Consider the following 24955-nt stretch of genomic DNA (forward strand, 5'->3'; position numbering starts at 1 on the left):
GACTACATGTCTGAGCACGAGTCCACGTCCGCGGTCGACACGAGCCGGACCTCGTACGGCGACGAGGGGTTCAGCCGGTTCCTGCGCCGCGCGTTCCTGGCCTCCCGGGGCTTCGACGACGTGGACCTCGACCGGCCGGTGGTCGGCATCGCGGTGACCACTTCGGACTACAACACGTGTCACCGCGACATGCCGGCCCTGCTGCAGGCCGTGCGGCGAGGCGTGCTCGAAGCGGGCGGGCTGCCGATGGAGTTCCCGACGATCTCGCTCGGCGAGATCCTCACCTCCCCCACCACCATGCTGTTCCGGAACCTGATGGCGATGGACACCGAGGAGATGATCCGGGCGCTGCCGATGGACGCGGCCGTGCTGCTCGGCGGCTGCGACAAGACCGTGCCGGCCCAGCTGATGGCCGCCGCGTCCTCGGACAAGCCGGTCCTGCTGGAGGTCGTGGGACCGATGATGACCGGCAGCTGGCGCGGCGAGCGGCTCGGCGCGTGCACCGACTGCCGCCGGCTGTGGGCGAACCACCGCGGTGGCGACCTCGACACCGCGGAGATCACCGAAGCCCGCAGCGAACTGGTGAGCACCGCGGGTACCTGCGCGGTGATGGGCACCGCCTCGACGATGGCGTGCCTGACCGAAACCCTGGGGATGATGCTGCCCGGCGGTGCCACCCCCGGCGCGTCCACCGGCGCCCGGCTGCGACACGGCGTCGCGACCGGGCGCCGCGCCGTGGAGCTCGCCCGCGCGCACAGCCCGAAACCGCGGGAAATCCTCACCCGCGAGGCGTTCGAAAACGCGATCAAGGTCCTGGCCGCCGTCGGTGGTTCCACCAATGCGCTGATCCACCTGATCGCGGTGGCCCGGCGCGCGGGCGTCGACCTGGTGCTCAGCGACTTCGACACGATCGGCACGAAGATCCCGCTGCTCGTCGACTGCAAGCCGTCGGGCAGCAACTACCTGGAGGACTTCCACCGTGCGGGCGGAATTCCGGTGCTGCTCAAGGAACTCGAACGACACCTGGACACCTCGGCGGTCGGGGTCGCCGGGCGGTCCCTCGCCGAGCTGATCGAGGACGTCCGCCCGCACCCCGGCACGCGGCCGGTGGTCCGGACCCTGGACGACCCGCTCGGCGCGCCCGGGGCGCTCGCGGTGCTCACCGGCTCGCTCGCCCCCGCCGGCGCGGTGATCAAGACCTCGGCGGCGACCCCGGACCTGTTGCAGCACACCGGACCGGCGTTCGTCGTGGACGCCGGGCAGGACATCGCCGCCATCCTCGACGACCCGGACCTCGACCTCACCCCGCAGCACGTGCTGGTACTGCGGATGGCAGGCCCGATCGCCGGCGGGATGCCCGAGGCGGGCGCGCTGCCGATTCCGGCAAAGCTCGCGCGCCAGGGCGTGCGCGACATGGTCCGCGTGTCCGACGGGAGGATGAGCGGCACCTCGTACGGAACCGTGGTCCTGCACTGCGATCCGGAAGCGGCGGCGGGCGGTCCCCTCGCCGCGGTCCGCAACGGGGACCTCATCCGGCTGAACGTCCCGGCGCGGCGGATCGACCTGCTCGTCGACGAAGCCGAAGTGGCGAGGCGGCTGGCCGAGTTCACGCCCGCACCCTTGCCGGCGCGGGGCTGGCGGCGGCTTTACGCCGAAACCGTGCTGCCCGCCAGTGAGGGTGCCGACCTGTCGTTCTTGTAGCCTGTTTTCCTCGCCTGCCAACGAAAGGGTTGTGCGCGTGAAGCCACTGTCCAGTGAGAGCTCGTCGCTGACCGAACAGGTCTTCGAACAGATCAGGGGCGCGATCCGGTCCGGCGAACTGGCGCCCGGCTCACTGCACTCCGTCGCGGACATCGCCGGTCAGCTGGGAGTGTCCCGCACGCCGGTCCGCGAGGCGCTCCTGCGGTTCGCGGCCAACGGCATGGTCAAGTTCGAGCGCAGCCGCGGGGTGCGGATCCTCGAGCTGTCCATCAAGGACATCGAAGAGATCTACTCGCTGCGGCTGTTGCTCGAAGCGCCGTCGGCCTATCGCGCGGCGACGCGGATGAGCGATCGCGACCGCGCGGTCTTCAAGAAAGCGTTCGCCGGGATGCGCCGGGCAACGGAAACAAGCGACGAGCTCCTTTTCCAGAAACACGACTTGGTGTTCCACGACGCGATCGTGCGCGCGGCGGGCAACGACCGGGTCGTCGCGGTCGTGGCGAACACCCGCGCCCAGATGCACGCGCTGGGCCTGTCCACGACGAAGACCCGCACCCTCGCCGACATCCTCGCGGTACACGAGAAGATCTACGACGCCATCGTCGCGGGAAACCCGGAAGCCGCCGGCGAGGCGGTGCAGGATCATCTCATCGGGACCCTGACGATGATGGCCAAGCAGTCCCTCGACCCGGAGGACGCCGCGCAGTACGAGCCCCCGGTCACCCGCCTGAAAATCGTCCCCGAGAGCTGAAGCATCGCACCTTCCTCAACCAATGGGTTGATAATGCCGAGACGATGGTCTAACCTCGGTATTCAACCGAAGAGTTGAGGACGACCGGTGGACGACAGTACGGATCAGCTCAACCGGGTGTTCGCGGCACTGGCCGACCCGACCCGGCGCGATCTGGTGGCCCGGCTGGCCGGCGCGGACGCGACCGTGGGCGAGCTGGCGGAGCCGTATGACATGAGCCTCCAGGCGATCTCGAAGCACGTGAAGGTGCTCCAGGACGCCGGCCTGGTGACCCGCAGCAAGAACGCCCAACGCCGGCCGGTGCACCTGGATGTGGAGGTGTTCGACCTGATGACGAAGTGGATCGAGCGCTATCGCCGGAAGGCCGAGGAGCGTTATCAGCGCCTCGACGCCCTGCTGGGCCGGCTGGCCGGCGACGAGGAACCCGAGCAAACCCCCAGAGAGGCAGGATGACCATGACCAAGCACGAGACCGAGATCGTGGCGGACGAGAAGGTGCCGACGATCCAGATCATCCGCGAGTTCGACGCGGCCCCGGAGCAGGTGTTCCGCGCCCACATCGACCCCGAGCTCTACCGGCAATGGATCGGACCGCGCTCGGTGACCACGAGGATCACCAGATGGGACGGCCGCACCGGCGGCGCGTGGGCCTTCGCCAACGACCGGGGCGGCGAGGAGATCGCCTCCTTCTACGGCAGCTTTCACGAAGTGCGGCCCCACGAGCGGATCGTGTGGACCTTCACCTACGAAGGCGAGCCGGACTCGGTCGCGCTGGAGACACTGACCTTCGAGCGACTCGAAGGCGGGCGTACGCGACTGAAGGCGCTGAGCGTGGTGAAGGACTTCGAGACCCGTGACGGCATCCTGTCCAGCGGCATGGACGTCGGGGTCAATGAGGGCTACGACAAGCTCGACGAGCTGCTCACAAAGGGGGCCTGAATGGCGCCGGCAGCCACGACTCCGGCCGAGCGGCACGCACAGGACGCGGCCCGGTTCACCGAATTGGTCCAGTCCACCTCGGCCGGCGATTGGGTGCGGCCCACCCCGGTCGCGGAGTGGACGGCTCTCGACATCGTGAAGCATCTGGTCGAGTGGTCCCGCGGCTTCCTCACCGGGGCCGGGATCGAGCTCCCGGCCCTGGACGTCGAGGCCGACCCGGTCGGCGCCTGGACCCAGCACGTCAAAGACATCCAGGCGATCCTCGACGAGCCCGCCGGACGCGTGCTCAGCAACCGCCACATCGGCGACAAACCCGTGCAGGACGCGATCGACCAGTTCTACACCGGCGACGTCTGGATGCACTCCTGGGACCTCGCCAAGGCGCTCGGCCAGGCGCCCGACCTGGGTCAGGAACGCTGCGCCGCCGCACTGGCGGCGATGCGGCCGATGGAGTCGATCCTGCGCGACAGCGGGCAGTTCGGTCCCGCCGTACCCGTCTCCCCCGAAGCCTCGGCACAGGACAAGTTGATGGCCTTCATCGGCCGCGACCCGGCCTGGCGGCCCGAAGACGCTTACCCGGCGACCGGGCGGGGCGCCGCCATCGACTCCAGTGCCGACCACAGTTCGCGCTCGCGTTCCTCGCTATAGGACTCCGGCGAGCTGGACATGACCTTTTCCCGGTCGATATAGGCGCCGGACGGCGCGGGCCGCGGGCCGGTGACCGCCGCGGCGAGCTGGGTACCGGCGCGCTCCGCGGTGTTGACGCCGGGAAAACGAGTGAAGACGTGGCGGAAGAGCCAGTTGCCGAGCCGGTCGGCCCGGACCAGGCCGGTGCCGGGGGTGAACGCCGGATTGAACGTGTAGACCTCGGCGTCGGGCATCCGGCGGGCCAGCTCGTGGACCAGGTAGACAACGCCGAGCTTGCTGGTCGAATAGGCGACGCGGCCCTTCACGTCCGCGGGCCGGGCCACGACGGCCGGAGTGGTCCAGCGCGGGGCGGGCACCAGGCCGAAGGTGTGCTGGAAGGTGCCGAAATGGGCGTCGCTGCCGGTGATCACGATGCGCGCGCCCGGCTTGAACGTGAGCGCCCGGATCAGCGCGAAATGGGCCAGGACGTTGACCCCAAAGGTCAGCTCGTAGCCGTCCACTGTGGTGCCCCGACTGTCGGGGAGCTGCAGGCCGGCGTTGCCGACGTAACCGTCGACGGGCTCCGTGATCCGCGCGGCGGCGGCCCGCACCTCGGCCAGTGAGGCCAGGTCGGCGCGGATCGTGGTGACCCGCGGGTGGTCGATCGTCTCACCGCGGGCGATCACGATCAGCCGCAGCTCGGGGTCGTCGCGCAGCATCAGCTCGGCGGCTTGCCGGCCGAGCCCCCGGGAAGCGCCGGTCATCACGAGGGTGGTCATGGTTCCTCCAGAAACCAGGTACTAATTGGTACTCGATACCATATCGTACTGCGACCTGTTTCCGCTAGGCTGAGTGCATGGCGGACCTCACGCTGCGCGAGCGCAAGCAGCAGCGCGCTCGGCAGCAGATCATCGACGCGGCCTGGGCGCTGTTCGGCGAGCACGGCTTCCCGGCTGTGTCGGTGACCGATATCGCCGAGCGGGCCGAGGTCGGCCGCACGACGTTCTTCCGCTATTTCGGCGACAAGCAGGAGGTCCTCTTCGCCGACGAGGAGGTGCTGCTCTCGACCATCCGGGCGACGCCGGCCGAGGACGAGACGGCTGCCGACCTGCCCGCGGCGATCCGGCAACTGTGGCGGCTCACCGAGTCGATCGGCGGCCTGATCTTCGGCGACCCCGCGTTGTGGGCGCTGCGGGCACGGCTGCTGGCCGGCAACCCGGAACTGCGCGACCGTGCGGGACGAAAGCTGGACCGGGTCGCGGACGCGCTGACCGAGGTCCTGTGTGAGCGCGGCACGGACCCCGATCTGGCCCGGACCGCCGCGGAGATCGGCGTAGGCTGTTTTCGTGCGGCACAACAGATCGCGGGCGAGAACCCGGCCGGTGTGATGCCCGCAATGCGCGAGGCGATCGCCCGCGTCCTGGGTCAACCCACTCATTCAGTGAGACCCGAGAAAGAAGGACCACCTCATGGCTGAGAGCGACCTGCGCTCCTGGTACCTGCGCTATGGCGCGGCACTCAATGACCGTGATTTCGACGGCCTGCACGAGTTCGTCAACGACAAGGTCCTGCTGAACGGTGAACCTGTCACCCGGGACGCCGTAATCGCGGGCCTGAAGCAGCTCGTCGACGCCGTTCCGGACATTCACTGGGAACTCGCGGAAATGCTGATCGACCGCGACCGCATCGCGGTACGGGCGATCAACACCGGAACCCCGGCGAAAGAATGGCTCGGGGTGCCCCCTTCCGGGGCCTCCTTCGAGATCGTCGAGCACGCCATCTACCGGGTCGAGAACGGCCGGTTCGTGCAGATGACGAACCTGCACGACTCAGCCGAAATGCTTCGGCAATTGACCGCCTGACATTCACCAGTGCTGCCGCGGCGGTGCCCGGCTTACCGCCACCGCCGCGGCATATTGTGGGAAGGCTCCGGAAGGACGGCCGAGCGCGGTCGCACCACCCGAACGTGGGCGAATTGGGCCTCGGTCAGCACCTGTTCGACCTCAGACTGGTGTAGATATTCGGGCGCCACCGGGAACACCATCTCCCCAACCCGGAATCGTGCAACCGATTGACGGCCCGGACCGGGTACGAAAATATGCCCCGCGCCCTCCGCGCCCGCCCAGTGCGCGAAAATGAGGACACCACCAGACCACACCACCCGCGCCATTTGGGTAAGCGCTTTCACAACGTCGGCCTTCCCCGGATAGAGCACGCCGAACATCGAGAATGCCGCGTCGAACTCGTTGTCGTACCGCAGACTGGCAGCGTCCATCACCTCTGCGGGAAGAACCGGGACTTCGCCCTGCCGGAGGTCAGCGATCCAGCAATGCCCGCCGCGCCGGCCGCAATACACACGAACCCGCGCAAGCCGTTGGCGCTGCGCCAGATCAGCGAAATCGCCCAGACGTCGGGGACGGCGTTCAGCAAACGCCCGGCATCGTCAGGCGGGGGCTGGGGGGTCGGGTTCGTCCCAGCCGAGGGCGGAGTCCATCGCCGTGGCGAAGATTGTGGCCATCGTCGACAGGTAGGTGGCGGTGACGTGGTTGTTGTCCAGGTACACCAGCACGTTGCCGAGCACCGGCGGGCAGATCTCGGGCGTGCAGTAGTAGTCGCTGAGGTCCACAAAGGACACGTTCTGCGGCAGGTCGTCGAGGTGGTGGTAGGGCGCGTCGGCGGCATAGAGATCGGCCCGCGGTGTCGCGCAGTCGGGCGCGTCCCGGCCGAGTGCCTCGACGCAGGCCGACGGCGACGTGTCGTAGCGGGGGTTGTCGCGCACGGCCACGATGGGGATGTTCTCGCTGTCGAGTTTCCACCATTGGGCTACGAAACCGGGCGGGGTGTTTTCGTCGACCCCGACCCGGACGTCGCGGGTGGCGGTGGTGATCACGGCGTCAGGCCGAAGGTCGAGGATTTCGTCGGCCGCGGCGGCGTTCCAGTTCTTGCACTCCACGTTGTCGGGTTCGATCTCGGAGTCGACCGAAAACGGGCACCCGCCACGGGACAGGACGATCAGCTCCCAGTTGCGCTGCTCGGCGACCGGCAGCAGGGCGGCGATGAACTGGGTCGGATGTGAGTCGCCGACGATGACGATCCGCTTGTCCGGCGGCCCCTCGGTGGTGCTGGTGCAGACCGAAAGTTCCGCCCCGCGCGGGGAATCCTCGCAGTTGTCGATCCACGCGAAGTCCTCGCCGACCGCGAGGAACGACGGCGCAAGCGGCGGGTTCGGCTTGCCCTGGTAGGTGAACCCGCCGGTCAGCGCGAGCGCGCCGGGATGATCGGCGTCGGCCGCGGTGATCGTCCGCGAGCGGATCAGGTGGTCGCCGGCGACCTGCCAGGCCACGGCGGCCACCAGGACGGGCGCCATCGCGAGCGCGGCGAACCGGTAGGCACCCCAGCGGGTGCGCACCCCGATGCGGGACTCCCGGACGGGCTTCTCGACCAGGTGGTAGGTGGCGGCCGACAGCACCAGCGCGGTGCCGACGACCACCGCACCGCCGGCCGGGCCGACTTCGACCCGGCCGCGGGCGACGAGGTAGAACACCAGCACCGGCCAATGCCACAGGTACAGCGAGTAGCTGAGGTTGCCCAGGTAGGCCAGCGGCCGCGACGACAGCAGCCGGTCCGCGCCCACCGCGGTTCCCGTCGCGCCGGCGGTGATCACCACGGCCGCCGAGAGGGTCGGCCACAACGCGACATAGCCGGGGAACTGGGTGCCCACCTGGAACACCAGGCCGCAGGCGACGAGCCCGGCGACACCGATCCAGCCGAGCGCGATCCGCAGCAGCCGCGGCAACGCCACCTGATCGATGACGAGCGCGAGCAGGCCGCCCAGCGCGAACTCCCACACCCGGGTCAGCGAGTTGAAGTAGGCCAGCGGCTGGTCGGCGGCGGTCAGCCACACCGAGTACGCCAGCGACGCGGCGAAGATCACCAGCAGCGCGGCCACCACCGCGGTCCGCAGACGGCGCCGTGCCAGCAGCGCGACACCACCGATCAGCAGCGGCCACACCACGTAGAACTGGCCCTGGATGGCCAGCGACCAGAAGTGCTGCACCACACTGGCTTCGTTGTGCTGCGCGAAATAGTCCGCCGCGTCGAAGGTCAGCCGCCAGTTCTCGACGTACAGCGCCGAGGCGACGACCTCCCGGATCGTCTGCAGCCAGCGTCCCTGCGGCAGCAGCAGCACGCTCAGCCCGGCCGTCACCAGCAGCACCACGAGCGCGGCCGGGAACAACCGTTTGATCATCCGGCCCCAGAACTCGCGGTAGCCGATCCGGCCACGCAGGCTCGCCCGGACCAGCTGGCCGGTGATCAGGAATCCCGACAGCAGGAAGAACACGTCGACGCCGCCGGAAATCCGGTCCAGCCACACGTGATAGACCACGACCAGCGCGCACGCGAGCGCCCGCAGTCCCTGGATCTCCGGCCGGTATCGCCGGGCCGGCTGCACACTGTTCAGGCTCCCCACCACCGTGACGTTACCGACGAAGCCGACATCCCCCGCGGGCGGCCACGATCATGCGAAGTAGCGCAGCCACACGTACCCCCAGGCGATGGCGGTGCTGAGGATCGTGACGACGATGCCGTAGCGGGTGAACTGCCAGAAGCTGATCGGGTGACCCGCGCGGGCGGCGATCCCGATCGCGACGACGTTGGCGCTGGCGGCGACCGCGGTGCCGTTGCCGCCGAAATCGGCACCCAGCGCGAAGGCCCACCACAGGGCCTCGCCGGTCGCGGGGTCGGCGACGTCGGCGACCATCCCTTCGACGACCGGGGTCATCGTGGCCACGTAAGGAATGTTGTCGAAGAACGCGCCGAGCGCGCTCGAGCCGAACAGCAGCGCGGTCGCGGCCGCGAAGTGGTTGTCCCCGAACAGGCGCGCCGTCTGGTTGCCGGCGGTTTCGATGACGCCCGTGTAACCGAGTCCGGCGACCATCACGAACAGGCCCATGAAGAACACGAGCGTGGGCCACTCGACCTCGGCGAGCACGTCACCCAGGTCCGCCCGGGTCACCAGCAGCATGACCCCGGCGCCGACGAGGGCCACGATCGACGGGGCGAGGTGGAGGACGGAGTGCAGCGCGAAACACAGCACGATCGCGCCGAACACGATCAGGCAGCGGCGCAGCATGACCGGGTCGGTGATCGCGCGCCGTTCCTGCAGCGCCATCACCGCGGCCACGTGCTCGGGGTGATACCGGAACGCCTTGCGGAACAGCACCTTGGTGAACAGCACGAAGGCACCGAAGATGACGGCGACGATCGGCGCCATGTGCACCAGGAAGTCGGTGAACCCGAGTCCCGCGCGGCTGCCGATGATGATGTTGGGCGGGTCGCCGATCAGGGTGGCGGCACCACCGATGTTCGACGCGAGCACCTCGGCGATCAGGTAGGGCTGGGCGGGGATGCGCAACCGGTTGCACACGACCACCGTGACCGGCGCGACCAGCATGATCGTGGTGACGTTGTCGAGGAACGGCGAGGCGATGGCGGTGATCGTCATGAACATGACCATCAGCGGGTACGGCCTGCCCCGGGCTTTCTTGGCCGCCCAGATGGCGAGGTAGTCGAACACGCCGGTCTGCTTGACGATCCCGACGATGATCATCATGCCCAGCAGCAGGAAGATGACGTTCCAGTCGATGCCGGTGTGCTCGGAGTAGAACACGTCGGTGCCGGGGATGAGGCCCAGTACCGCCATGACACCGGCGGCGATCAGCACCACTTTGACCTTGTCGGCCTTCTCCGTGGCGATGAAGAAGAACGCGACGACGAAGACGGCGAGTGCGAGGACGGCCGTCACGGCGCCAGCCCTGGTGGTCCGGCGGCCGTTACGGCTTCATCGGGGCGGGCGAGGCGACACAGCATGGGGACCTCCGGGGCAGGCGGCTTCGGCGGATGGCTGGCGCGTCAGTCCTCGGGGCCGAACACCGCCAGGCTGGTGATCAGCCGGTCGAGCGTGATGGCACCGGTGAGCACGCCCGCGTCGTCGACGACCGCGACGAGCGGGCTGTGCTGGCGGGCCATCAGCGCGGCCACCTCGAACAGCGTCGCGTCGTCGCGGACGGTCGCCGGTTTCGCGGGACGGCGGGGAGCGCAGTCGCCGACGGTCCGGTCGGCCAGTTCCAGCCAGAACCGGTCGGCGTGGTCCTCGTCGACCGCGCGGACCAGCGCCGGATCGTCCTGATAGGACCCGGACACCGCCAGCCGCAGGACCTGGGTGCCGGGCAGCACCGCCCACAGGCGCGACCACTCGTCGACGACGATCAGCCCGGGCAGCCGGCTCACCGCCATCACCCGGACCGCCTGGGCCACCGGGTCGTCGACGGTGACCGTCGGAACGTGCATGGCGATGTCGCGTGCTCGCATGGCATCCCGTTCGGTGTGCAGGGCCGGCCACGGTGCTGACATGTCCCCGATGCCTCCGTTCTCGGCGGGCCTTCGTCTCCTACTCCCCCGAGTTTCGGCGAACGCGCAGGTCACGACCATCGGGCCGGGCACCCATTCCGGCCGGGGCCGGCCATGTAGACGGGTGAAGATGGGTGCCGGCCCGGATGGACAGCCGCGCGTTTTCGGGTCACGCTCGCGTCTGTGTCCCTGTTCCGGCGGATCTTCCTGCTCAACGCGACCGTGCTCAGCGCCGCCACGGCCTTGCTGCTGCTGGGCCCGGTGACGGTGTCCACCCCGGCCCTGTTCACCGAGGTGCTCGTCCTCGTCACCGGCCTGATCGTGGTGCTCGTCGCCAACGCGGTCCTGCTGCGGATCGGCCTGGCGCCGCTGCAGCGACTCACCCGCACGATGACCACGATCGATCTGCTGCGGCCCGCACCGCGGCTGGCGCCTCAGGGCAACGGGGAGGTCGCCGAGTTGATCCGCACCTTCAACACCATGCTCGACCGCCTGGAGGCCGAACGCGGTTTCAGCGCCGCGCGGGCGCTCTCGGTGCAGGAGGCCGAACGCAGCCGGATCGCGCGGGAACTGCACGACGAGGTGGGCCAGTCGCTCACCGCGGTGCTGCTGGAGCTGAAGCGGATCGCGGACAGCCGCCTCCCGGCCGCGGCGGGCGAAGAACTCCGGCCGGCGCAGGAAACGACCCGCGGTGCCCTCGACGAGGTCCGCCGGATCGCCCGCCGGCTGCGTCCCGGTGTGCTGGAGGAACTCGGCCTGGCCAGTTCCCTCAAGGCGCTCGCGGGCGAGAGCACCGACCACACCGACGTCACCGCGACGGTCCGGATCGACCCGCACATCGGGCATCTCGGGGAGGACGCCGAACTGGTCCTGTATCGCGTCGCACAGGAAGGGTTCACCAACATCGTCCGCCACGCGGGCGCCCGGCACGCCGAGCTGATCCTTCGGGCGAGCGCCGGGCAGGTCGAACTGCGCCTGCGCGACGACGGGCGCGGAATCGGCGACGCGACCGAAGGAGCCGGGATCACCGGGATGCGGGAACGCGCCCTGCTGATCGGCGCGCGGCTCACCATCGGCCCCGCGCCGGGAGCGGGCACCGAGATACGGCTGGTGGTACCGGTGGCCGAGGAGGAGCGATGACCGTGCGCATCCTGCTCGCCGACGACCACGCCCTGGTGCGGCGGGGCGTGCGGCTCATCCTCGACAACGAGCCGGACCTGACCGTGGTCGCCGAAGCCGGGGACGGCGCCGAAGCCATCGCCGCGGCACGGGCCGAGGAACCGGACCTGGCCATCCTCGACATCGCGATGCCGCGCCTGACCGGCCTCCAGGCGGCGCGTGAACTGTCGCGCATCCAGCCCGGCCTGCGGATCCTCATGCTCACGATGTACGACAACGAGCAGTACTTCTTCGAAGCGCTCAAAGCCGGCGCGTCCGGGTATGTGCTCAAGTCCGTCGCCGACCGGGACCTGGTCGAAGCCTGCCGGGCGGCGATGCGCGGCGAGCCATTCCTTTATCCGGGCGCGATCACGTCGCTCATCCGCGACTACCTCGACCGCGCCCGCAACGGCGACGGGATCCCCGAGCGCGCCATCACCCCACGCGAGGAGGAGATCCTCAAGCTCGTCGCCGAAGGGCACTCCTCCAAGGAAATCGCCGACATCCTGTTCATCAGCGCGAAAACCGTCGAGCGTCACCGGGCCAACCTGCTGCAGAAACTCGGCCTCAAGGACCGCCTGGAACTGACCCGCTACGCGATCCGCGCCGGGCTGATCGAACCGTGAATTACCGCGTTGTGAGGTGACTCACCGGGCACTTCGGCGGACGCGCGGGAACCAGGCCAGTCCCTCATGCGACCACTGCTTCTGAGACGTCGAGGACGGCGAGGGAGAAAACCTGTGGGAGCACTGCGCTGGACGGCGGCGATCGTCACTGTCCTTTTCGGACTGACGGCGTGCGGCAGCGCCGACCCGGCCACGCCCGCCGCGGCGTCCAGCTCCACGGAAACGGGCGGGCACCCCTGCCCGGAACCGCCGCGGCTGTCCTCGCCGCCGCAGCGGGTGGTCACGATGGACGGCGCCGCCGCGGCGATCCTCGAGCGCCTGGGCGTCGGCGACAAGATCGTCGGCACCGCCGCGCCGGACTTCTTCAAGGCCTTCACCGGCGACGAAGCCGCGAAACTGGCGAAGATCAAGGTGATCGACCCCGGCCAGGGCAACGCGGAAGCCGTGATCGCCGCCAAGCCCGACCTGGTCGTCGGCATCTCCAGTTACAGCTTCGGCGGGTTCGACGGCACCCCGAGCGTCGAGCAGCTCGCCAGGGCCGGCGCGAAGTCGCTGGTCGCCTGTGACACGAGCATGGGCGCGGCGGTCAAGGATCTGACCGAGACGACCACCTTCGTGCAGCAGGTGGCCAAGGTCTTCGGCGTCGAACAGCGCGGGGCCGAGCTGGTTTCCTGGATCACCGCGTCGGTCGAGGGGGCCAAGCGCACGGCGGGAACGCCGGTGCGGGTGCTGGCGCTGTCCACGCCACCCGCGGCCGGGCAGCCGGTGCGGGCTCAGGGCGGGACCGGGCTGGCCAACGGGGTGATCACGCTGGCCGGTGGCACGAACATCGCCGAGGACGCGCCGCAGGAGTTCGCGAGCCTGAGCGCCGAAGAGGTCGTCCGGCGCGACCCGCAGGCGATCGTGGTGATCTCCGGCTTCGCCCCCGGCAGCGACGACGCCCTGCTCACCGCGATCCGCAGCAGTCCGGTGCTGGCCGCGACGACGGCGGTGCGGGAGAACCGCCTTGTCGTTGTGCCGCAAAGCATCCTGCTCTCCCCCAGCGTGCTCAACGGCGACGCGGTCGCGAAGATCGCCGAAGCGCTCCACAAGTGACAGTGCGACGGGGAAGCGGTCTGCTCGGCGGGATCCCGATCGCCGTGATCCTCGTCGTGCTCGCCGCCACGCTGACGGTGTCCGCGCTGGTCGCTGTCGGCCTCGGGCCGGTGGCCATCTCGCCCGGTGAGGTGACGTCGATCGTCGGCGCCCACCTCGCCGGGCGTGGCACGCCCGGACCGGCCGACTTCATCGTGTGGAACCTGCGCGTGCCACGGGTCCTGCAGGGCGTGTTCGTCGGCGCGGGACTGGCCGTGGCCGGACTGCTGACCCAGGCGATGGTCCGCAACCCCCTCGGTGAGCCCTTCATCCTCGGGCTCACTTCGGGCGCCGGCGCCGGCGCCGTGCTCGTGCTGACCACACTCGGCGCCGGCGTCGCCGGCCTGCTCACGCTGCCGCTGGCCGCGTTCGGCGGCGCGGTCGCCACCGCGCTGGTGGTGTTCGGGTTTTCGCGGGCCGGCGGGCGGATCCAGGCCGGGCGGATGGTGATGACCGGAATCGCGGTCGGGCAGCTGCTCGCCGGGGTGATCTCGTTCCTGCTGCTGCGCACGCACGACGTCGACGCGCAGCAGCAGATCTTGTTCTGGATCCTCGGCAGCCTGGCCGGCGCCCAGTGGTCGCTGGCCCTGACCTGTTCGGTGGTCGTCCTGGTCCTGGTGATCGCGTCGGCGGCGGGCGCGGGGCGGCTGAACCTGCTGGTGCTAGGCGACGACGGCGCCGCGTCGCTCGGGCTCGACGCCGCCCGGGCCCGCGCCGTGCTGCTGGTGATCGTCGCGCTGCTGACGGGGACCGTGGTCGCGGTGTCGGGCAGCATCGGGTTCCTCGGCCTGATCGTGCCCAACCTGACCCGGTTGCTCGTCGGCGCCGACCACCGCCGCGCGCTGCCGGTCACGGCGCTGCTCGGCGCGCTCGTGATCGTCTGGGCCGACACCGCCGCCCGGCTGGTGCTGGCCCCGACCGAGCTGCCGATCGGCATCCTCACCGCGGCCATCGGGGTGCCGCTGTTCCTGGTGGTGCTGCGCCGCAGCGCGGCGGGAACGGTGGGCCTGTCGTGAAACTCGTCTTCGACGGCGTTTCCGCCGGCTACACCGACGTGCCCGCCGTCCACGATGTCACGTTGACGATCGCGCCCGGTGAGTTCGTCGCGGTCGTCGGGCCCAACGGCAGCGGCAAGTCCACTTTGCTCAAGACCGTCTACCGGGCCCTGCGCCCGCGCGCGGGGGCGGTGCTGCTCGGGGACGACGACGTCTGGAGTGCGCGGCACCGCGACGTCGCCCGCCGCGTCGGGGTGCTCGGCCAGGACCAGGCCGGTGGCTACGACTTCACCGCACGCGAAGCGGTGCGGCTCGGCCGCTACCCGCACCTCGACGCGTTCGACCGGCTCACCGCCGGCGACGAGGCGATCGTCGCGGACGCGCTGAAACGTACTGGCGCCACGGGGTTCGCGGACCGTCCACTGTCCACATTGTCCGGCGGGGAACGCCAGCGCGTGCTGCTGGCCCGTGCCCTCGCCCAGCAGCCGGAGGTGCTGGTGCTGGACGAACCGACCAACCACCTCGACCCGGCGCACCAGATCTCCGCGCTGGCGCTGGTGGCCTCACTCGGGATCACGGTGGTCGCCGCGCTGCACACCCTGGACCTCGCCGCCCGGCACGCCACGACGATCGTCGCCCTCAAAGCGGGCACGATCGCCGCGGCCGGCGCGCCGGGAGAGGTGCTGGTCCCGGAGGTGTTCCGTGACGTGTTCGACGTGGACGGCAGTGTCATCCCGGACCCCGTCGACGGAAGGCCGCGGGTACTGCTGCGCGAACTCGCCGACTGACTCGGAACCCGGCGTCAGCGCCAGAAATCGGCGAGCTGCCCGGCAAGAGCGCGCCCCTGGTGGTAGCCGACTCGGGCGGCGGGTGGGCGCAGCGACAGATCCACCGCGTTGGCGCCGAACATGTGCTCCGAGTCGCTGTCGGGGAAAATGGTCTCGACCTTGCTGCCGCCGGCACGTAGTTCGTCGACCTGTGCCGCGAGTTGGCTGCCCCACGCCAGCGGCACCCGTGATCTGCCGCCGAAGGGGGACAGGACCAGCACCCGCCCGAATCCCGCCGCCAGATCGGCATTCTCGTTGCGCCGGTAGCCGCCGTCGATGTATCGGTTGTCCCCGATCCGGTGGGGAGCGGCGCCGGGCCCGGAAGTGCTCGCGGCCACGGCGTCCACCAGGTCCACTCCGCTGTCGCGGTCGAACACGACCGGCTCACCGGTGTGGGCATCGACGGCCACGATGAGGATCGGCCGTTGTGGCCAGTCTTGGCTGGGCAGCCGAGCGGCGACGACAGCGCGCCGCGTCGGCCCGGAGCTGCCCGGCGTCGCATCCAATTCGAGTGCCGCCGCACCCAGCCGGCGGCGCATATCAGCCGGATCCTCAGCGGCGGCAATGATCCGGCCGGTCTTCTCCAGCAGGCCCGCCACATTCGGGCCACGTCCACGGCCGGACCCAGCCGGCTGGGGCGAGGCGGCCAGGATGGCGGCAAACAGTTCGGCCGGGCTCGTGCCGCTGATCTGGGCCGCGACCGTCGATCCGGCCGACGTCCCGATGATCAGATCGGCCGCGGTCACATCCAGCCCGGCCTCGGACAGACCGGCGACGACGCCGATCTCCCACGCATTGCCGGTCGCGCCGCCACCACCGAGGACCAACGCGCGCGTGGCGGGGGTGACATGCGGAACTGAAGAAGGTGTTGTGTTCATGGGAGTCGCCTTTCGCGATTTGCCTTTCGGCGCTCCCGGCGACTACCTCAGTCGCGCGATCGTGAACTGCGAGAGAGCACCCACTGCCGACACTGCGTTCATGGGTCTCACCTCCAGCCGATAGATCACGATCGCCGAAACGCTAACACCCCGGCGGCGCGGCCGGCAACCGATAAACACGGGTCGCGGTCGACCCGTAGATTTCGTCCTTTTCGGTCGCGGACATCGAGTCGAGGAGGGCAGCCACAGCGCCGAGCACCTCGCGGTAACTACCGGCCAGCAGGCAGACCGGCCAATCGGAGCCGAACATCAGGCGCCCCGGACCGAACAGCTCGATCACCCGCTCCACATACGGCCTGAGGTCGTCCACCCGCCACGACCCCCAATCAGCCTCCGTGATCATGCCGGACAGCTTGACCGCGACATTGGGCAGTTCCGCGAGACCGGGAATCCGGCTGGTCCAGGCAGGATCCGCACCCGAAGCGATCGCCGGCTTCGCGATGTGGTCGAGCACGAACCGCAAATCGGGCAGGTCGGCAGCCAACCGTATGGCCGCCGGCAGCTCGCGCGCCTTCACCAGCAGGTCGTAAGTCAATCCGCGCTCCTGGACGGCTCTCAGGCCACGCCGAACGTCAGGTCGAGAGTGCCAATCGGCGTCCTGCTCGTCGTGAGCCGGATGGCGGATGCCGACCAGCCACCTGCCGCCTGGTCCCGCCATCAACCGGTCGAGATCCGAGACGACTTCCGGGCTCGTCAGGTCGACCCAGCCGACGACGCCGCGAATGAAATCGGTGCGATCCGCGATGCGCAGGAACGTCTCGGTTTCGCGGATGTCCGCCACGGCCTGCACCAGGACCGTGCCCGCCACACCGAGTTCACCCAATGCCGGCGCGAGATCGGCCGGACCGAAGTCACGCCTGATGGGATCCATTTCGGGTCCCGCCATCCACGGATACCCGAAATCGCCGATCGTCCAGAAGTGGTGATGGGCGTCGATCCGAGCGTTCATCCGAGTCCTTCGAACGAAGAAAGGTGCTCCGGGCCGCGGTGACCACCACGGCCCGGAGCACCTTACTCGATGCCCAGCACATCCACTGTGCGCGAGAAATCCGCGCTAGTGCACGCCGGCTCCACCGGTGGCCAGATCGCGGCCGTGGCGCATCCGGATGGCGACCACGAGACCGATCAGCGCGCACGCGGCGAACAGCAGGAACACAATGGTGTAGCCCGCGTCCGTGTAGACCGGCGTGTGGCCCTTGAGGGTCAGCACGTGTGAGGCGAGGATGGCGCCCACAATGACCGGCACCGCCGACGAGGTGAAGGCGGAGCAGAACGCGCCGAACCCGGTCGCCACACCGGTCATCCGCCCGGGCACCGCCTCGATGATGAGGTTGTTCAGCCCGCCGTAGTAGCTGCCACCCGCGATGCCGCCGATGACCGCGAAAACGACGTAGTACCACAACTGATCATGGAAGAACGCGGTCAGCAGGGAGATGGCCGTGCTGACACCGAGGCACATGATCATGACCTTGCGCGGCGAGATCTTGCGGGTGAGATAGCCACTCAGCGGACCGAAGACCATGCTCAACAGTCCCCAGCCGAGAATGACCACGCCGACCTTGCCGGTGGAGAGGCCGAACGCGTAGCTCGCGCCGGGGGTGCTCTTCGTCTGCAGCATCTGGGAAACCATGTAGGTCCACAGCAACGGCACCTGGCCGAGGAACGCCAGGACGATCGCCCGGCTGAGCCCGGGTCCGCGCAGCAGCTTCAGCGGGATCATGGGATCCTTCACGCGGGTTTCGGTGACGAAGAATCCCACCAGCAGGATCACGGAGATCACGAGCGGGAGCACCGCGCCCGTCGAACCCCAGCCCTTCGAACCGCCCTGGGTGATGCCGATCAGCAGCGACAGGGCGCCGAGTGTCAGCAACGCCGAACCCTTGATATCGATCTGCCGCAGGCTCGAGCGCTCGCCGGTAGGCCGGATGGAGGGCACGAAGATCGCCGCCAGGGCACCGAAAACGAGCATGTATCCGGCGCAGAACCAGAAGATCCCGTGGTAGTCGCCGACGCTCAGCAACGCTCCCGCCAGCAGGGGCGAGGCGAGGATCGCGACGCCGGTGGCCGTCGAGCCCATGCCGACCGCGATGGGAACCATCCTGGCCGGCATGTACTCGCGGAAGAAGGAGTAGATGACGCCCGGCAGGGCCACCGCGGACGCCTGCAGCACCCGGGCCACCATGATCAGGGTGAACGAGGTGGTCAACGCTCCGATCAAGGAACCGATGATGAACACCGCCGCGACCACCATCAGGATCCGCTTGCGGCCGAAGACATCCGCCAGCTTCCCCATCAACGGCTGGATCGACGCCGCGACGAGCAGGGTGACGCTGAAGACCCAGGGCAGCTGCGCCGGGGTGAACGGCGGGATCATGTGTGGCAGCACGGTGACGAACGCGGTCGCCCCATAGGTCGTGGTCTCCGCCATGAGCAGAACGACGACCAAGACGAATACGTAGTGCGCGGTGGACCGCTGCGGTGCGGTGGCCACCGGTGGAGACATTTCCTCGCTACGTGGTCGTTCCATTTCGGGCGTCGACATCGAGCGCCCTCCCTTCAGCCAGCGTCAGTGGTAGCGTTAGGCATTTTCACAACTTATGAGAATTCGGTGGACCGTTTTCCCATGGTGGGCGGGCACGTGTTACCTACCGAACTGACTGTCGTCAGTGCTCGTCGAGGCCGGGTCGACCGAGTCGTGGTGGTCCATCGCCCTCCTCGGCTCCCGGGTTGGACGGCATATGACCAACCCCATGTGCACAATCCATCAGAACCGCAGCGCGCTCTTTTGTCTAATGCATCTCGGCGCCGTTACCATGCGTCGGACGCATCAAACTTCAGCTCCCGGGAACGCCAGTCCATGATCGACCTGTCGAAACTCCGCCACGCGGTAGCGGTAGCCGCGGCCGGAAGCTATAGTGCCGCCGCACACGCGATTCCGATCTCCCAGTCGGCCCTGACCCGGAGTATCCAGTCACTCGAACGCCAGTACGGCCTGATCTTGTTCGAACGGGACAAATCCGGTGCCCGCTTGACCCCTGACGGCATCCGCTTCATCTCCCAGGCCGAGCGGTTGCTGCGGCACGCGCAGGCCATGGAGGAAGACGTCCACGGGCTCGCGGCGGGCCACGGTGCCACCATCAACTTCGGCATCGGCCCAGCTTCCGCGTTCACCTTCCTGCCCGGAGCGCTCCCCCGGTTGCTCGAAAGCGCCGCGGACATCCGGGTGCGGATCCGGATCGGTTCCAACAGCGCGCTGCGCAATCTGCTCAGGTCCGGCGAGATCGACTTCTACGTCGGCGGGGTGCCGCTGGACTCGGACACCTTCGTCATCTCGTCCGAGCTGACGGTCGAACCCATCGCCGTCACCTCCCGGCTCCAGCTCATCGTCCGGGACGGGCATCCGCTGCTCGAGACCACACCGACACGCGATGCCATCGCGGCATACCCTCTGGTGGCCGCGACCTTCGTCCGGGACACCCTTTCCGAGACCGACGTCGTCAGCCTGGGCATCCAGCGCCCCACGATCGAGATCGACGACTACGACCTGCTCACCGACCTCGTCCGCGCCACCGACGCCATCCTGGTCACCAGCTCCATCTTCAGCAAGTACCGCATCGACCTCGGCGTCGTCGCGCTGAACCTCGACACGCTCACCACGCCGAGGCCGGTCACCTACGCGCTGATCTACTCCAGCGAGCGTGGCTTGCCGCCGGTGGCGGCGAAGGTCTCGAAGGTCGTCGTCGACACCATCGCCGCCGCACTCCGCACCGAAGAAGCCTAGAGACCACCGTCCACACGCGACCCGAGCACCGCTCGGGGCAGGTCGCCGGGCCGTCTCTCTCGACGAGAATCGGGTTTTCACGTTACTGTCTGAACGGTCGGCCGCCCCACACCGCCGTGGAGGATGAGTAAAATGATTGAACTCGGTACGGAACTTCGCTGGCAAGACCCGATCTGCACGATCCCGATGGAACGCGTGCTCCTGTCGGAAAAAGTCGGCTACGACGCCGTCTTCACCGCCGAAGGGTACGGCAACGAAGGGATCGTCCCGCTGAGCTACATCGCCGCCCGCACCGAGCGGCTCAAGCTCGGGACGCGCATCATGGAGGTGACCGGGCGCCCGCCCGTGCTCGCCGGGATGGCCTACCAGACCCTCAACCACGTCAGCGGCGGCAACCGCGTGATCGCCGGACTCGGCAGCGGTTCGCCCCAGGCGACGGAAGGCTTCCACGGCCGCAAGTGGGGCGGCGCGGTCCCCCGGATGCGCGACTACGTGACCATCCTGCGTCAGGTCTTCGCCGGCCAGGACATCGACCACCAGGGCAGCCAGTGGGCGGCGCCCTACCGCGGCCCCGGCCACATGGGGATCCCCGCGGCTCCGATCGGGCTCCAGCCCATGGGGGACATTCCGATCTGCATCGGCGCTTCCTACCCGAGAATGGTCGAACTGGCCGCCGAGATCGGCGACGGCTGGATGCCGCCGGGATTCGCCCCCGGCATGATGGAGACCTACCGGCCGCTGCTGCAGCGGGGCTTCGACAAGGCCGGCAACGGCAAGGGTTTCGACACCTTCAAGATCTGGTCGCACGTCGATGTCATCGTCGACGACGACGTCCGCGAGGCCATGCGGCCGTACAAGGAGTACGTGGTCACGTGGTCGGGCATGCAGCGCGCGAACATGGAGGCGCGTGGCTACACCGAACTCGCCGACCAGCTCGCCGACATCATGGGCAATGTGACCCCCGCCGACGCCGAGGCGCGAGTGCAGCAGGGGCTGAACCTGCTGCCCGACCCGTTGTGGCAGCAGGCTCTGGACACCGTCCCGGACGAGTACATCGACGACGGCTGGCTGGTCGGCCCGGTCGAGCGCATTCGCAAGCGGGTCGACCCGTGGCTGAACTGCGGGCTCACCGGACTGATCGTGCGGTACGGCCCGCAGCTCGGTTCGGCGCCGGTGATGGAGAACCTCGACGTGTTCGTGGCGATCGCGGAGGCGGCCGGTAAGGAACCTGTTTCCTGAGCGGGGCCACGACGGCGTGAGACCAATTCCACTCGTCGCCGGGTAGCCAATTCGCCGGGCGCATCCTTGAATACTGGGGACCAGGCCGTTCACAGCCGAACCCCGGGAGTTTCGCGTGCCAGGATCTCAACCCAATGTGATCATCATCCTTTTCGACGATCTGGGCTACGGCCAGTTCGGATGCTTCGGCTCCGATATCTCGACGCCCAATCTGGACGCGCTCGCCGAAGGGGGTGCGCGCTACAACCGCTTTCACGTGACCGGCCTGTGTTCGCCGACCCGGGCCTCGCTGCTGACCGGTCGCAACCACCACCGGGTGGGCATGGGACAGCTCACCGAGAGCCCGCAGACCAGCCCGGGTTATTCCGCGCACGTCCCCGCCTCCGCCGGAACCCTCGCGCAGGTGCTGCGGAACAACGGGTACAACACGATGGCGGTCGGGAAATGGCATCTCACCCCCCGCTGGGAACGCAGCGCCCGCGGACCGTTCGATCGCTGGCCGCTCGGAATGGGATTCGAACGGTTCTACGGGTTCCTCGGGGCCGAGACCAATCACTGGGCCCCGGATCTCGTCAGCGACAACGGTCCCGTGGCGCCGCCGAAGGGGCCCGAAGAGGGTTACCACCTGACCGAGGACCTGACCGACAAAGCGATCCGGCTCATCCAGGACCAGCAGCAGACCGGCACCGACAAACCGTTTTTCATGTATTACGCGCTGGGCGCCATGCACGCGCCGCACCACGCGCCGCGGGAATGGATCGACCGGTACCGCGGGCAGTTCGACGAGGGCTGGGACGCCTGGCGCGAAAAGCTCGCCGAGCGGCAGAAGGAACTCGGCATCATGCCGGCCGACGCGGAACCGAGCCCCCGGCCCGAATGGGTCACGCCGTGGGCGGACATGTCGCCCGACGAGCAGCGGCTGTGCGCGCGCAGCATGGAGGTCTACGCCGGCTTCCTGAGCCACACCGACGAGCAGATCGGTCGCCTGACCCGGTTCCTGGACGAGCTCGACATCCTCGACGACACGCTCGTCTTCGTCATGTCGGACAACGGCGCGAGCCCCGAGGGCGGCCTCTTCGGGTCGAACAACTACCACCAGGTCGCCGGCAACCACGAGCGCGACGAGCAGGAGACGCTCGAACGGATCGACGAGCTCGGCGGGTTCAAGTCCTACAACCACTACGCGTGGGGCTGGGCCTGGGCGGGCAACACCCCGTTCCGGTTGTGGAAGAAGTTCACCTGGCTGGGCGGGACCCGGACCTCGCTGATCGCGCACTGGCCGAACGGCATCGCGGAGCCGGGCTCGGTGCGCGACCAGTTCTGCCACGTCATCGACGTCATGCCGACGGTTCTCGACGTCGCCGGTGTCACCGCCCCGGCGGAGATCAACGGGGTGACCCAGATGGACCTCGACGGCACCAGCTTCCGGGAGTCCTTCGCGGCGCGGGAGGCGCCCAGTGCGCGCACGTCGCAGTACTTCGAGATGGTCGGATCGCGGGCGATGTACTGCGACGGCTGGAAGGTCACCACCAACCATGTGGGCCCCACACCACCGCTGGAGAACCAGCTGATCCCCGGCAGCGGGTCCTACGACACGGACCACTGGGCGCTGTTCGACCTCAACGAGGACTTCGCGGAGACCACCGATCTGTCCGATAAGCACCCCGAGATCGTCACCCGGCTGGTCAACATGTGGTGGACCGAAGCCGGCCGCAACAACGTCCTCCCCCTCGACGACGGCTGGCTCTTCCGGCGCAACCGCCGCCAGGCCCCGCAACTGCCGCCGCGACGGTGGGTGTTCCGGCCGGGCGGCTCGCCGGTGTCGGAGTTCGTGCTGCCGCCCTTGAGGTTCGGGTTCACCCTCACCGCCACCGTGACCGCGGACGAGCCCGCGAGCGGCATCCTGGCCACGTTCGCGGACTGGAACCAGGGCTGGTCCTGGTACGTGCTCGACGGTCGGCCGGTCTTCGTGGTCAAGATCTTCGGCCGCCTGTACCGATTCCCGGCGGAGACCGTGCTCAGCGGCGGTGAGCACACGCTGGCCGTCGACTACCGCCCGGTGAAGGGATCCGGCGGCACGGTCGCATTGAACGTCGACGGGAAACCCAGCGGCGAGGGCCAGATCGCCGAGGATCTCCCGTGGTTCTGGCAGATGGGCCACCCCGGCCTGATCGTGGCGCGGGACCAGGGATTCCCGGTGTGTGCGGACTACACGCCGCCGTTCGAGTTCGCCGGGCGCGTGCACACCGTCGTCCTCGAGGTTCCCGACGGGGCGGCGCCGTCGCGTCCGAAGGCCCCGGCGGCGGGCGCGTTCACCCAGGCACTCCGGCACGAATGAGAGCCTGCTCCCGGCCACCGCGAGGTGGCCGGGAGCAGTGCGCTCACAACGTCATCGAGGGGTGTGGTTCGACCGGTGTCAGCACGACATTGACGCGTCCCTGCCGGGAAACCTCCGTCGCGTACCAGACCGTGTCGTCCGAGGCGAAGACGGTCAGTTTGCCCGGCTCGGCCGGGTCCCACTCCGCCTTCCGCATGTACAGCGGCGGCGCCATGAAGTACGAGCCGCTGACGATCGGATCACCGTCGACGACCAGCACCTCGAACGACGGGGTGCCGAGGACTTCTTCTTCCTCTTCGATCTCCTGCATCGCGACCGGCCTCAGTACTCGTCGGCGGGCGGTTCGCCGACCTCGGGGAAGAGGTCCTGGAACGACCCGACGGTGATCCTCCGGCGCACCGCGTCGGGCACGTCGTCGAACAGCTCGTGCAACGTCTTCTGCGTGTGCCCGTAGGTGCCCTCCAGATGCGGGTAATCACTACCCCACATCACGTTGTTCCACCCCAGATACTGCATCGCCCCCACCGCGGACTCATCATGCTGGAACGAGGCGTAGACCTGCTCGTACAGGAACTGCTTCGGCGGCTTCGACAACTGCGGCCGGACGTACATGCCGTGCTGGCGGTAGCCCTCGTTCATCCGGTCACCCAGGAACGGGCCCCAGGTCGCGCCACCCTCCGACACCAGAATCTTCAAATCCGGATGCCGCTCCAACGCACCGGAAGTGATCATCTGCATGGTGGCGACCTGACCACCCCAGGTGGTCTGGGTGTAGTTCAGCACCGCACCGCCGGGCCCGCGGAAAGCCTGGCCGAAGCCCTTGTCGGCGTCCACCGGCTCGGTGCCGATGTGGAACGCGAGGACCTGGTTGGTTTCCTCGATCGCGGTCCACAATGGATTCCAGTAGTCGATGTAGTGATACGGCTTCTGCCCCGGCGGCACCGCCGTCGGCAAGAACACCGCCCGGAACCCGAGATCCGCGACCCGACGCACCTCGGCCACCGCGTCCTCGACGTCGAGCAGCGAAATCGAAGCCGTGGGCACCAGCCGCTGTGACGCGGCCATGATGTACTCCTTGGCCCAGTCGTTGAGCGCCTTCACACCGGCGGCCATCAGGTCGCGGCTCTTGATCGAGCTCGCCCAGATCCCGATCGAGGGGAACGTGACCTCGGCCCAGATGCCTTCCTCGTCGAGGTCCCGCAGCCGCAGCACGGGGTCGTTCGCCCCCGGCGCGCGCTTCGTGACGATGTCGCTCATCGTGTCGCCCGAACTGCCGGGCTTGGGCATGTTCCGCTTGAACTCCTGCCCGTCGACCGTGATGATCTCGTAGCCGTCGAACTTCTGGCTCTTGGGCATCCGGTCCGCCAGCGCCTTCGGCAACCGCTGCTCGAACAAATCCTCCGGCTCGACGAAATGCGAGTCACCGGAATTCGCCCAGATCTTCTTGGGGATCGCCATGGTCCTTCCTTCGTGATAGTGGGTTGCCGTGCC

At 68.7% G+C, this 24955-nt stretch carries 25 protein-coding genes; 15 read left to right on the forward strand and 10 right to left on the reverse strand.

Features of this window, described 5'->3' with window-relative positions:
* Positions 1–6 precede the first annotated feature (6 nt).
* From LOZ83_RS17760 to LOZ83_RS17780, 5 genes are all read left to right on the forward strand, one after another.
* On the forward strand, positions 7–1701 hold the full coding sequence (locus LOZ83_RS17760; protein ID WP_236791886.1) for a dihydroxy-acid dehydratase: 1695 nt from the start codon (positions 7–9) through the stop codon (positions 1699–1701).
* Positions 1702–1738: 37 nt separating this feature from the next.
* The gene (locus tag LOZ83_RS17765) at positions 1739–2452 is read left to right on the forward strand and encodes a GntR family transcriptional regulator (protein ID WP_236791887.1); all 714 of its coding nucleotides are present in this window, start codon (positions 1739–1741) and stop codon (positions 2450–2452) included.
* A gap of 87 nt (positions 2453–2539) precedes the next feature.
* A complete protein-coding gene (locus tag LOZ83_RS17770) occupies positions 2540–2905 on the forward strand; it encodes a helix-turn-helix transcriptional regulator (RefSeq protein WP_236791888.1) in 366 nt (121 codons plus the stop codon).
* Entirely contained in the window at positions 2902–3390 is a 489-nt protein-coding gene (locus LOZ83_RS17775; protein ID WP_236791889.1) for an SRPBCC family protein, read from the forward strand. The genes LOZ83_RS17770 and LOZ83_RS17775 overlap by 4 nt, the downstream gene beginning before the upstream one ends.
* Positions 3391–4038, forward strand: coding sequence for a TIGR03086 family metal-binding protein (locus LOZ83_RS17780; RefSeq protein ID WP_236791890.1), 648 nt, complete (start codon positions 3391–3393; stop codon positions 4036–4038). It begins immediately after the preceding gene.
* Here LOZ83_RS17780 and LOZ83_RS17785 read toward each other — a convergent pair.
* Entirely contained in the window at positions 3963–4796 is an 834-nt protein-coding gene (locus LOZ83_RS17785; RefSeq protein WP_236791891.1) for an SDR family NAD(P)-dependent oxidoreductase, read from the reverse strand. The two genes, LOZ83_RS17780 and LOZ83_RS17785, sit on opposite strands and share 76 nt — an antisense overlap.
* Positions 4797–4873: 77 nt before the next feature.
* Between LOZ83_RS17785 and LOZ83_RS17790 the strand changes: the two genes are divergently transcribed.
* Both LOZ83_RS17790 and LOZ83_RS17795 read left to right on the forward strand, forming a co-directional pair.
* Positions 4874–5494: a TetR/AcrR family transcriptional regulator gene (locus tag LOZ83_RS17790; RefSeq protein WP_236791892.1), complete on the forward strand. Its 621-nt coding sequence runs from the start codon at positions 4874–4876 to the stop codon at positions 5492–5494.
* The gene (locus LOZ83_RS17795; RefSeq protein ID WP_236791893.1) at positions 5487–5879 is read left to right on the forward strand and encodes an ester cyclase; all 393 of its coding nucleotides are present in this window, start codon (positions 5487–5489) and stop codon (positions 5877–5879) included. The genes LOZ83_RS17790 and LOZ83_RS17795 overlap by 8 nt, the downstream gene beginning before the upstream one ends.
* Before the next feature lie 32 nt (positions 5880–5911).
* Here LOZ83_RS17795 and LOZ83_RS17800 read toward each other — a convergent pair whose 3' ends face one another.
* The 4 genes from LOZ83_RS17800 to LOZ83_RS17815 all read right to left on the reverse strand — a co-directional run bounded on the left by LOZ83_RS17800 (position 5912) and on the right by LOZ83_RS17815 (position 10431).
* Positions 5912–6292: a class I SAM-dependent methyltransferase gene (locus LOZ83_RS17800; RefSeq protein WP_236791894.1), complete on the reverse strand. Its 381-nt coding sequence runs from the start codon at positions 6290–6292 to the stop codon at positions 5912–5914.
* Positions 6293–6460: 168 nt separating this feature from the next.
* The gene (locus LOZ83_RS17805; RefSeq protein WP_236791895.1) at positions 6461–8488 is read right to left on the reverse strand and encodes an acyltransferase family protein; all 2028 of its coding nucleotides are present in this window, start codon (positions 8486–8488) and stop codon (positions 6461–6463) included.
* Between the two features lie 48 nt (positions 8489–8536).
* The gene (locus LOZ83_RS17810) at positions 8537–9823 is read right to left on the reverse strand and encodes an SLC13 family permease (protein WP_236791896.1); all 1287 of its coding nucleotides are present in this window, start codon (positions 9821–9823) and stop codon (positions 8537–8539) included.
* 107 nt (positions 9824–9930) lie between these two features.
* Positions 9931–10431 carry a CBS domain-containing protein gene (locus LOZ83_RS17815; protein ID WP_236791897.1) on the reverse strand — a complete coding sequence of 167 codons (501 nt, stop codon included), beginning with the start codon at positions 10429–10431 and terminating at the stop codon, positions 9931–9933.
* A 180-nt stretch (positions 10432–10611) separates the two neighbouring features.
* On the opposite strand from LOZ83_RS17815, the gene LOZ83_RS17820 reads away from it, so the two are divergent.
* The 5 genes from LOZ83_RS17820 to LOZ83_RS17840 all read left to right on the forward strand — a co-directional run bounded on the left by LOZ83_RS17820 (position 10612) and on the right by LOZ83_RS17840 (position 15129).
* Positions 10612–11568, forward strand: coding sequence for a sensor histidine kinase (locus LOZ83_RS17820; protein ID WP_236791898.1), 957 nt, complete (start codon positions 10612–10614; stop codon positions 11566–11568).
* A complete protein-coding gene (locus LOZ83_RS17825) occupies positions 11565–12212 on the forward strand; it encodes a response regulator transcription factor (RefSeq protein WP_236791899.1) in 648 nt (215 codons plus the stop codon). The genes LOZ83_RS17820 and LOZ83_RS17825 overlap by 4 nt, the downstream gene beginning before the upstream one ends.
* A 114-nt stretch (positions 12213–12326) precedes the next feature.
* Positions 12327–13307: an ABC transporter substrate-binding protein gene (locus LOZ83_RS17830; protein WP_236791900.1), complete on the forward strand. Its 981-nt coding sequence runs from the start codon at positions 12327–12329 to the stop codon at positions 13305–13307.
* On the forward strand, positions 13304–14362 hold the full coding sequence (locus LOZ83_RS17835) for an iron ABC transporter permease (RefSeq protein ID WP_236791901.1): 1059 nt from the start codon (positions 13304–13306) through the stop codon (positions 14360–14362). Before LOZ83_RS17830 ends, LOZ83_RS17835 begins: the two co-directional genes overlap by 4 nt.
* Positions 14359–15129, forward strand: coding sequence for an ABC transporter ATP-binding protein (locus LOZ83_RS17840; protein ID WP_236791902.1), 771 nt, complete (start codon positions 14359–14361; stop codon positions 15127–15129). Before LOZ83_RS17835 ends, LOZ83_RS17840 begins: the two co-directional genes overlap by 4 nt.
* 14 nt (positions 15130–15143) lie before the next feature.
* Here the strand turns inward: LOZ83_RS17840 and LOZ83_RS17845 are convergent, their stop codons facing one another.
* The 3 genes from LOZ83_RS17845 to LOZ83_RS17855 all read right to left on the reverse strand — a co-directional run bounded on the left by LOZ83_RS17845 (position 15144) and on the right by LOZ83_RS17855 (position 18648).
* Positions 15144–16046 carry a patatin-like phospholipase family protein gene (locus LOZ83_RS17845; protein WP_236791903.1) on the reverse strand — a complete coding sequence of 301 codons (903 nt, stop codon included), beginning with the start codon at positions 16044–16046 and terminating at the stop codon, positions 15144–15146.
* A gap of 142 nt (positions 16047–16188) precedes the next feature.
* On the reverse strand, positions 16189–17055 hold the full coding sequence (locus tag LOZ83_RS17850) for an amidohydrolase (protein ID WP_236791904.1): 867 nt from the start codon (positions 17053–17055) through the stop codon (positions 16189–16191).
* Positions 17056–17160: 105 nt separating this feature from the next.
* Positions 17161–18648, reverse strand: coding sequence for an MFS transporter (locus LOZ83_RS17855; protein WP_236791905.1), 1488 nt, complete (start codon positions 18646–18648; stop codon positions 17161–17163).
* 315 nt (positions 18649–18963) lie between these two features.
* Between LOZ83_RS17855 and LOZ83_RS17860 the strand changes: the two genes are divergently transcribed.
* From LOZ83_RS17860 to LOZ83_RS17870, 3 genes are all read left to right on the forward strand, one after another.
* A complete protein-coding gene (locus tag LOZ83_RS17860; RefSeq protein WP_236791906.1) occupies positions 18964–19887 on the forward strand; it encodes a LysR family transcriptional regulator in 924 nt (307 codons plus the stop codon).
* A gap of 132 nt (positions 19888–20019) precedes the next feature.
* The gene (locus LOZ83_RS17865; RefSeq protein ID WP_236791907.1) at positions 20020–21126 is read left to right on the forward strand and encodes an LLM class flavin-dependent oxidoreductase; all 1107 of its coding nucleotides are present in this window, start codon (positions 20020–20022) and stop codon (positions 21124–21126) included.
* 115 nt (positions 21127–21241) lie between these two features.
* On the forward strand, positions 21242–23464 hold the full coding sequence (locus LOZ83_RS17870) for an arylsulfatase (RefSeq protein WP_236791908.1): 2223 nt from the start codon (positions 21242–21244) through the stop codon (positions 23462–23464).
* A gap of 43 nt (positions 23465–23507) precedes the next feature.
* Here the strand turns inward: LOZ83_RS17870 and LOZ83_RS17875 are convergent, their stop codons facing one another.
* Both LOZ83_RS17875 and LOZ83_RS17880 read right to left on the reverse strand, forming a co-directional pair.
* Entirely contained in the window at positions 23508–23774 is a 267-nt protein-coding gene (locus LOZ83_RS17875; protein ID WP_236791909.1) for a hypothetical protein, read from the reverse strand.
* Between the two features lie 11 nt (positions 23775–23785).
* Positions 23786–24922, reverse strand: coding sequence for an amidohydrolase family protein (locus tag LOZ83_RS17880; protein ID WP_236791910.1), 1137 nt, complete (start codon positions 24920–24922; stop codon positions 23786–23788).
* Positions 24923–24955: the final 33 nt, after the last annotated feature.

This window comes from Amycolatopsis sp. GM8 (assembly GCF_021653975.1).
GTDB lineage: Bacteria > Actinomycetota > Actinomycetes > Mycobacteriales > Pseudonocardiaceae > Amycolatopsis_E.